The sequence below is a fragment of the Amycolatopsis orientalis DSM 43388 genome (genome assembly GCF_000411975.1).
Lineage (GTDB): Bacteria > Actinomycetota > Actinomycetes > Mycobacteriales > Pseudonocardiaceae > Amycolatopsis > Amycolatopsis orientalis_D.
This window is the reverse complement of the sequence record NZ_ASXG01000004.1, coordinates 54,506-63,134: the sequence shown is the minus strand read 5'-3', so window position 1 is coordinate 63,134 and position 8,629 is coordinate 54,506. Positions and strand designations below refer to the sequence as shown.

Annotated in this window: 10 protein-coding genes; 8 read left to right on the top strand and 2 right to left on the bottom strand. The window is 68.6% G+C overall.

What is annotated here, in order from left to right; translation table 11 throughout:
• Positions 1-192: 192 nt before the first annotated feature.
• Positions 193-1,368: an amidohydrolase family protein gene (locus L942_RS00315; protein ID WP_037353238.1), complete on the bottom strand. Its 1,176-nt coding sequence runs from the start codon at positions 1,366-1,368 to the stop codon at positions 193-195.
• Between the two features lie 222 nt (positions 1,369-1,590).
• Between L942_RS00315 and L942_RS00310 the strand changes: the two genes are divergently transcribed.
• From L942_RS00310 to L942_RS00275, 8 genes are all read left to right on the top strand, one after another.
• The gene (locus L942_RS00310) at positions 1,591-2,250 is read left to right on the top strand and encodes a GntR family transcriptional regulator (RefSeq protein WP_037353236.1); all 660 of its coding nucleotides are present in this window, start codon (positions 1,591-1,593) and stop codon (positions 2,248-2,250) included.
• Entirely contained in the window at positions 2,247-3,059 is an 813-nt protein-coding gene (locus L942_RS00305; protein WP_037353234.1) for a carbon-nitrogen family hydrolase, read from the top strand. Before L942_RS00310 ends, L942_RS00305 begins: the two co-directional genes overlap by 4 nt.
• Positions 3,056-3,715: a DUF2848 family protein gene (locus tag L942_RS00300; RefSeq protein ID WP_037353231.1), complete on the top strand. Its 660-nt coding sequence runs from the start codon at positions 3,056-3,058 to the stop codon at positions 3,713-3,715. The genes L942_RS00305 and L942_RS00300 overlap by 4 nt, the downstream gene beginning before the upstream one ends.
• The gene (locus tag L942_RS00295) at positions 3,715-5,175 is read left to right on the top strand and encodes a 4-hydroxyphenylacetate 3-hydroxylase family protein (RefSeq protein ID WP_037353228.1); all 1,461 of its coding nucleotides are present in this window, start codon (positions 3,715-3,717) and stop codon (positions 5,173-5,175) included. Before L942_RS00300 ends, L942_RS00295 begins: the two co-directional genes overlap by 1 nt.
• A complete protein-coding gene (locus L942_RS00290; protein ID WP_037353225.1) occupies positions 5,172-5,516 on the top strand; it encodes a cupin domain-containing protein in 345 nt (114 codons plus the stop codon). Before L942_RS00295 ends, L942_RS00290 begins: the two co-directional genes overlap by 4 nt.
• Before the next feature lie 72 nt (positions 5,517-5,588).
• Complete coding sequence (locus L942_RS00285) at positions 5,589-6,119, top strand: flavin reductase family protein (RefSeq protein WP_037353222.1); 531 nt, start codon at positions 5,589-5,591, stop codon at positions 6,117-6,119.
• A gap of 109 nt (positions 6,120-6,228) precedes the next feature.
• The gene (locus L942_RS00280) at positions 6,229-7,569 is read left to right on the top strand and encodes an MFS transporter (RefSeq protein ID WP_037353219.1); all 1,341 of its coding nucleotides are present in this window, start codon (positions 6,229-6,231) and stop codon (positions 7,567-7,569) included.
• Positions 7,553-8,314: a cysteine hydrolase family protein gene (locus tag L942_RS00275; protein ID WP_235078814.1), complete on the top strand. Its 762-nt coding sequence runs from the start codon at positions 7,553-7,555 to the stop codon at positions 8,312-8,314. The genes L942_RS00280 and L942_RS00275 overlap by 17 nt, the downstream gene beginning before the upstream one ends.
• On the opposite strand, the gene L942_RS00270 is transcribed toward L942_RS00275, so the two are convergent.
• The gene (locus tag L942_RS00270) at positions 8,280-8,468 is read right to left on the bottom strand and encodes a hypothetical protein (RefSeq protein ID WP_037353217.1); all 189 of its coding nucleotides are present in this window, start codon (positions 8,466-8,468) and stop codon (positions 8,280-8,282) included. The two genes, L942_RS00275 and L942_RS00270, sit on opposite strands and share 35 nt — an antisense overlap.
• Positions 8,469-8,629 lie beyond the last annotated feature (161 nt).

Sequence of the window (8,629 nt, the reverse complement as noted above, 5' to 3'; positions counted from 1 at the left end):
AAGCCACTACCAGCAGCGACACCAACAACCAGCACCCGATCACGAACTACAGCTGGAGTATTAACCCGCCCGTCCTGGTCGGGGCGGGCGGAAATTCACCCGGGCGAGGGGGAAGAGTCCACCCGCACAGTGGGCCCCAGGGCTGCGCGTGGACCGCAGCTGCCGCGTCCGGCACCAGCGGGATGACGCGCCTCAGGATCCGTTCCGCCACACGCGCCGGATCGAAAGAGTGTCCCCGATGGTGACCGTCGGGTCGCCGGCGACCAGCACGAGATCCGCGCGCAGGCCCGGCTTGATCCGGCCGCGGTCGGCCAGTCCGAAGCGCCGGGCCGGGACGGAAGTCGCTGCCCGCAAGGCTTCCGTCGGGGTGAAGCCCGCGGTCGTCAGCAGGCGGAGTTCGTCGTGCAGGCTGGCGCCGTGGGCCATTCCCGGCGCGCCGAGGTGCGCCGCGTCCGTGCCCGCCAAGACGTCGACTCCGGCTTCTTTCAGCGCGGACAGCGTTTCCAGCGCGTAGCCGAAGTGCTCGCGCGGGATGGTCGCCATCGCGCCGGACAGGTTCTCCCGCCATTCCGCGGCCAGCTTGGGGCGGACCCGCCGGTCCTCGGCGAGCCGGCGGCCGGCGGGCTCGCCGGTGATCGATGCGATCACCGTCAGCGTGGGAATGACGAACGTATCGGCAGCAGCGATCTTTCCGACCACCTCCGCGGTGTGCGGCCGATCGAAGAAGAGATGCGTCAGACCGTCCACTCCAGCGTCGACGACCTGCTCGGCAGTCTCCACAGTCATCGCGTGCGCCAGCACCATCTTCCCGCGCCGGTGGCTTTCGCGGACCGTCGCGGCGACCAGTTCGGGAGCGAGGCGCGGCAGAGGAGCGCTCCCGAACAGCCGACCGTCCTCCACCAGGACTTTCAGATAGTCGGCTCCCTCGGCGATCCGGTCCTCGACAAAGGCCGCTACCTCCTCCCGGCTCGCGGCGGTCGGCCAGGGCGGGTCGCCTTCGCCTTTTCTCAGCTGCTGCGGATGTCCGCCGGCGGGAGTGAGCCCGATCGACGGGGAACGGACGTCGGCGAGGTCGTTCGAGGCGGCGGCCTTGCGGCGCAACGGGATCATCTGCTGCGGCATCGAGAGCATGTCGAATTCGGTGGTGACGCCAAACGTCAACGCTTGCCGCAGCGCCTCCGCGTCGGTGTGCGTGTGCGCGTCGATGAGGCCGGGCAGCAGGGTCGCCCCGGACCCGTCGACGAGGTCGGCGCCCTCGGGCCGCTCGCCGACGCCGGCGATTTTCCCGTCGGCGACTTCCACGTCCACGATTCCGAGCGAGGTCTCGCCGTCGAAGACGCGGGCGCCGGCGATGACGAAGTGGTTCACGGAGGGCTCCTGGCAGGTGGTGCGAGAGCGACTCCGGAACCGTAAGCGGCGGTGATCATGGTGCCAAGAAGGCACTTTCCGGCTAGCTGGTGAGGCTGAGGTGACCACGTCCGCCGGGGGTGAAGACGAGGGACCCGCAACGGCGAGACGACGGCCGCCGTCGGCTCAACCTCGGCGAACCAGCCTTGCCCGGCTGCCATGCGTGATGTATACATCTTGTCCATGAGCAGTGTACGACAGGCTGGGCGGGCCGGCTCCGCGCAGGACGTCACCTATCGGTTCCTCAAGCAGCGCATCGCCGAGCTGCCCCGCGACGGCGGGACGTTCCTGACCGAATCGGAGGTCGCCGAGGCGGCGGGGACGTCCCGGACGCCGGTGCGGGAGGCTCTGCTGCGGCTCGAGGCCGAAGGGTTCCTCGAGATCGTGCCGAAGAAGGGCGCGTTCGTGCCGCCGATCTCCGACGCGGAGGTGCGGGCGGTGATGGAGGCGCGCGAGCTGGTCGAGGACTGGTGCGTCCGCAAGCTCGCCGAGCGCGTCGACGAAGGCTTCCTCGCCGAGCTGGACGATCTTCTCGCGAAGCAGCGCGAGGTGGTGGACGAGCCGGTGCGGTTCATCGAGTTCGACCGCGCGTTTCACCGGGCGATCGTGCGGCGGGCGGGCAATCCGGTGCTGGCCGAGTTCTACGAATCGTTGCGGGAGCGGCAGGTTCGGATGGGGTTGCGCGCGGTGGCGGGCAGCGAGACCCGGGCGGGCACGGTGCTGGCGGAGCACGCGGCGATTGTCGAAGCGTTGCGCGGTGGCGAGCCGGCCGCGGCTGGGGAGGCGCTCGCGAAGCACCTGTCCAGCACGATGACGGCGCTGCGGGTCGGGGAGCGGCTGTGAAAGTCGCGCTGGTGCAGCTGGCCAGCCCGCCGGACGAGACGGCTGCGGACCGCCGGGTGCGGGCCGGGCGGCTGGTGGAGTCGGCGCGCGGGGCCGATCTGGTGGTGCTGCCGGAGTTGTGGGCGGCCGGGTATTTCTCGTTCGACGCGTATCCAGGCGAAGCGGAATCGCTCGACGGGCCGACGGTCGCGGCGGGACGCGAGTGGGCGCGGAGGCTGGGTGCGCACGTGCACCTGGGCAGCCTGGTCGAGCGCGACGAGGCCGGGCGGCTGTTCAACACCGCGGTGCTGCTCGCCCCGGACGGCACGATCGCGCACACCTATCGCAAGGTGCACGTGTTCGGATATGCGTCGCGGGAAGCGGAATTGCTTACGCCGGGCGAAACGCTCAGCGTCGCGGAAACGGAATTCGGGCCGATCGGGGCCACGACCTGTTACGACCTCAGGTTTCCCGAATTGTGGCGCGGACTCGTGGACCGCGGCGCGAAGACAGTCGTGGTTCCGGCGGCGTGGCCGGCGGCGCGGCGCGAGCACTGGCGGATGTTCACCTCGTGCCGGGCGGTGGAAGAACAGGTCCTGGTGATCGCGGCGAACGCGGCCGGGACCCAGCACGGCGGCGTCGAGCTGGCCGGCACCAGCCGGATCGTCGATCCGTGGGGTGCGGTGCTGGCCGAGGCGGGCACCGGCGAAGAGGTGCTGCGCTGCGAAATAGACCAATCCATTGTGGACACCGTGCGGGCGGAATTCCCGGTGCTGGCCGACCGGCGGTGGCCGGTGTCCACAGCAGACTTCACGGGAGCGGGAGTATGAGCACGATTGCCCTGCACGTCGCGGGAACCGGGGAGGAACTCGCGTTCGCCCCGGCGCGGCTGGTGGTGGCCGGGTACACCGGAAGCGACGAGGCCGCGGTCGAGGAACACATCGCCGAACTCGAGGCGATCGGCGTGCCGAGGCCGGAATCGGTGCCCGCCTTTTACCATCTCGACCCCGAATTGCTGACCACCGAGCCGGTCGTCGGGGTGTCCGCGCCGGGGACGTCCGGCGAGGTCGAGCCGGTGCTGATCCGGCATCAGGGGCGGTATTTCCTCGGGGTCGGGTCCGATCACACCGACCGCGATCTCGAGCGGGACGGGGTGGCCCTGTCCAAAGCGGCCTGTCCGAAGCCGCTGGGCGAGGTGGTCGCCGAGATCGGGCCCGGGGTGTCCATTCCGGACTGGAACCACGTCGTCGCGGATTCCAGTGTGGACGGATGTCCGTATCAGAAGGGGGAACTGGCCGCGCTGCGGCATCCGGCGGACCTGCTCGACCGGCTCGGCCCGGTCGAGGGCGACTTCGCGCTGTACTGCGGCACGCTGCCGCTGCTCGGCGGCGAATTCGCTTACGGCGCGTACTGGCGCGTCCACCTGGAGCTGCCCGGCGGCCCGACCCTGACCCACGCGTACGAAACGAAACAGAGGAGCGAGTGATGCGCAGCGGAGCCGACTATCTGGCCGCACTGAAAGGCCCCCGGCGGATCTACCTCGACGGCGCGCCGGTCGAGGACGTCGCCCACCACCCGGCGTTCGCGCCGATCGCGAAGACCATCGCGGAACTGTTCGACCTCGCGGCCGACCCCGAGACCGGCATCCAGGTCGCCGACCCGGCGACCGGGGCCGCGGTCAACCGCCTGTTCACGCCGCCGCGCAGCCGGGAAGACCTGAAGGCCTACCGCGAAGCGGCGACGACGTGGGCGCGGCACACGCACGGCTGGGTCGGCCGCAGCCCGGACCACGTCGGCGCTTTCGTCGCGGCGTTTTCCGCACACCCGGAGGCATTTTCGCAAGGGGAGCGGGACTTTTCCGCCAACATCGCCGCGTACCACAAGCGGGTGCTGGAAGAGAACCTGTACGTGTCCTACGCGATCATTCCGCCGCAGGTGTCGCGGGCGACGACCGCGCACGCCTGGGAAGGCGACCTGATCCAGGCGGGCGTCGCGGAGGAGCGCGAGGACGGCATCGTGATCCGCGGTGCGCAGATGCTGGCGACCGGCGGCGCGGTGGCCGACGAGATTTTCGTGTCCTGCATCAAGCCGCTCGGACCGGAGGACGCGGATTTCGCGCTCGGCTTCGCGGTTCCGGTCGACGCGGAGGGGCTTAAGCTCTACTGCCGCCGTCCGTACGCCCCGGCTGCCACGAGCGAATACGACTACCCGCTCACCTCGCGCTACGACGAAACCGATGCCCTGGTGGTATTCGACGACGTCTTCGTTCCGTGGGAGCGAGTCTTCGTCTACCGCGATGTCGCGGGATTGCGGCGGCAGTTCTTCGACACCGGTGCGCACGTGTTCGGCAACTGGCAGGCGCAGATCCGGTTCATGGTGAAGACGCAGTTCATCGCCGGGCTCGCGCGCAAGGTCGCCGCGGTCAACGGGGTCGACAAATTCCCCGGCGTGGTCGAGAAACTCGGCGAGCTGGCGAGTCTCGCGTCCATTGTGGAATCCGCGGTGCTGGCGGCGGAATACACCGCGGAGCCGGACGAGAACGGCATGTGGCGGCCTGGTGCGCGCGCCGTCTACGGCGCGATGGGGCTGCAGGCCGAGCTGTACCCGCGGCTGCTGGCGATCCTGCGCGACCTGGTCGGCGGCGGGGTGTTGCAGGTGCCCTCCAGCGTCGCGGACCTGACGAACCCGGAGACCCGCGCCGATATCGACAAATACATTTACAGCCCGTCCGCGCCCGCCGAGGAGCGGGTGAAGCTGTTCAAGCTCGCCTGGGACGTCGTCGGCAGCGAATTCGCCGGGCGGCACCACCAATACGAGATGTTCTACGCGGGCGCGCCGTTCGTGGTGAAGGGCTACGCCTTCCGCAATTACGGCTTCGACGGCGCGCTCGGCGACATCGACGCCTTCCTTTCCAGCTACGACCTCGACGGAGCGACCGCCCGATGAACAAACCGGAACACGAATTCTTCCCGGTGACCGAAGTCCCCTTCACGGTGTGCCCGGGCGACGACCCGAAGATCACCGAGCGGATTCTCGCGAAGGACCCGGAAACCGGCGTGGCGACGCGGATCCTGCGGTACGAGCCCGGGGCCGATTCGACGCCGATGGGCGTGCAGAAACACGATTTCTGGGAGGAGGTCTACATCCTCGAGGGCTCGTTCACCGACCTCACGCTCGGCCGCACGTTCACCGCGGGGATGTACGCCTGCCGTCCGCCGGGCATGCCGCACGGCCCGTGGCGGACCGACGAGGGGGTCGTCACGTTCGAGGTCCGCTACCCCGCCTGAACCCGCTCGGGAGCGCTGGTCCCGGGGAGAACCGCGCTCAGCGCTCCCGAGATCCTCCCCAAGGAGAACGCCATGATCACCACTCCGTCGACTTCCGAGGCCGAGGTCGGCCCGATAACGATGCGCCGAACGATGGGGCGTTTCGCCACCGGCGTCGCGGTGGTCACCACCCGGGCGGCGGGGGTGCCGCACGGGATGACCGTCAACTCGCTGACCTCGGTTTCGCTGGACCCGCCGCTGCTGCTGGTGTGCCTGACGATCGGCGCGCGCAGCACCGACGCGGTCGTCGAAGCCGGCCGGTTCGCGGTCAACATCCTGTCCGCGCGGCAGGAACAGCTCGCGCTCCGCTTCGCCCGCCGCGGCGAGGACCACTTCGCCGGGCTCGAGGTGACCGAGGGCAGGCACCGCGTGCCGGTGATCCCGGACGCTTTCGCGCACCTCGAATGCGACGTCGAGCGGCATCTGGTCGCCGGCGACCACGTGGTCGTGTTCGGGCACGTGCGCAGTGTGTGCGAGCGCGACGGCGAACCGCTGGCGTTTCACGGGGGACGGTTCGCGGACCTCGCCGACCGGGCCAACGAGCCTGTGCACTGGTTCTTCTGAGGTAGTTCCCAAGGGGGGAACGCGCCTCGGTGGCTGCGCCAACAGCCACCGAGGCTTCCGGCATCAGCACTTCATCCGCGTCACGGACCCTCCGACTCCAGGAGCCGAAATGGCCGATACCTCTCGCGAACGTAACAGAAAACGCCCGCACACGCGGCTGGGGGTGGTGGCGGCGTCGAGTCTCGCCGGCACCGCCGTCGAATGGTACGACTTCTTTCTGTACGGCACCGCGTCCACTTTGGTCTTCAACAAGCTGTATTTCCCGTCGCACGACCCGTTGGTCGGCACGGTGCTGGCCTTCGCCACCTACGCCGTCGGCTTCCTCGCCCGGCCGCTGGGCGCGGTGGTGCTCGGTCACCTTGGCGATCGCAAGGGACGGCGGTCGACGCTCATCGCCAGCCTGGTGTTAATGGGCGCTTCGACGTTCTTGATCGCTCTGCTGCCCACATACGAGGCGGTGGGCGTGCTCGCGCCCCTGCTGCTGGTCGGCTGCCGGCTGGTGCAGGGTTTCGCGCTCGGCGGCGAATGGGGCGGGGCGGTGCTGCTGGTGTCCGAACACGGCGGCAGCGCGCGCCGGGCGTTCTGGTCTTCGTGGCCGAACGTCGGGCCGCCGCTGGGCAACCTGCTCGCGGCCGGCGTGCTGGCAGTGCTCGGCGCGATGCTGCCGTCCGCGCAATTCTTGTCCTGGGGCTGGCGGATCGCGTTCGGATTGTCCGCGGTGCTGGTGTTGATCGGGTTGTGGCTGCGGCTTTACGTCGCGGAGACTCCGTTGTTCAAGGAAGCGCCGAAGCCCAAGGGACTGCCTGCCGGCGTCGTAGTCCGCAAGCATTGGCGAAGTGTGCTGCTCGCGGCGGCGACGCGTTTCGGCGAGAACGCCGGATTCTACCTGTTCTCGTTGTTCGTCATCACTTATGTCACGACGGTGCTCAAAATGGACAGTTCGGTCGGGTTGACGGCGGTGCTGGCCGGCCAGGCGTGCGCGGTGGTGACGATCCCGCTGTTCGCGCTGCTGGCCGACCGGGTCGGCCGGCGGCCGATCTACGTGGTCGCTTCGGTGGCCACGATCGGCTGGGCGTTCGCGTTTTTCGCGCTGGTCGACACGCGGAGTCCGGGACTGATCACGGTCGCGGTGGCCGGCGGGTTGCTGATCTTCGCCGCGTACAGCTCGGTGATCGGGGCGTTCTTCGCGGAGTTGTTCCCGACTGAGGTGCGGTATTCCGGCGTTTCGCTGGCGTACAACCTGGCGTCGGTGCTGGCTGGTTCGCTCGCGCCGATCATCGCGATCGGACTGTACGCGAAATTCGGCACCGGGTATGCGATCGGGGCGTACCTGGCGGTGATGGGCTTGATTTCGCTTGTCGCCTCGCTGATCGCGAAGGAGACGAAGTCGGTCGATCTCGGTGCAGTGGCGGAGAAGGCGGAGGAGGAAGTTCGTGCACCCGTTGAATGAGTATCTGGACGCTTACGGTCGCAGCGAGGAGGAGCTTCTCGACGGCGAACGCGAGCAGATCGCGGCCGCCGATGCGGACTACGCTACGGACAAGCACTGGGCGTTCGAGATCAAGCCCGAAGAATGCGCGCTGATCGTGGTGGACCTCCAGGAGGATTTCGTCCGCCCGGACGGCCCGATGCGGGTGCCGGAGGCCTACCGGCAATTGCCGCGGGTGCAGGCGTTGATCGAGGCGTGCCGGGAGGCTGGGGTGCCGGTGCTCTACACCGAGCACACGATCGCCCCGGATGTCGCACACGACTTCTACGCCTTCTGGCCGCCGATCGCGAACGGCGCGATCGCGGAGGGCACGCCTGGCGCCAAGCTGTACCACGGGTTGAAGCCGCGGGACGACGAGCGCATTATCTCCGCGAAGCACACGTACGATTCCTTCGCGGGCACGGATCTGGACTACGCGTTGCGCTGTCAGGGAATTCGGACGCTGATCGTCTGCGGCACGCTTACCAACTTCTGCTGCGAATCCACCGCTCGCACCGGTTATTTCCTCGGCTACCACATCGTGTTCGGTTCAGACGTCAACGCGACGGACAATGCCGAAGCACACCGCGCCACCCTCCGCACCATCCGGCGCGGTTTCGGCCGGGTAATGGATCACCAGGCGATCATCGCGGCGCTGAATGAAGGTGACACCCTGCACCGCGAGGCGAAACTCAAGACAGCGCCCGGACATGCAGCAACTGATTGACATGCGCGGTGAGCGCCGCCGCTTGGTCGAGGTCGATTTCCCGGAACGTGACGGTGTCTCGGCCCGGCCGGAGCTGCCCGACTTTCCACAGCGAAGCCGACGCGACGGTGGCGATCACCGCGAATCCGCCGGAAGTGTTGCTGTCCGGGCCCAAAACGGGGGACCGAAGCGACTACCGTCTCCGCACTCAGCAGCCCGCGGATTCCCTGAACTAGCAAGAAGGTTTCCTGTCCACGTCCTGCTCCACGCCCCCGCTGACGCGGTGTGGCGGGAGCTCGGCGACCCTGCCTCGGTCGCGGAGTAGTTGCCGTCGAT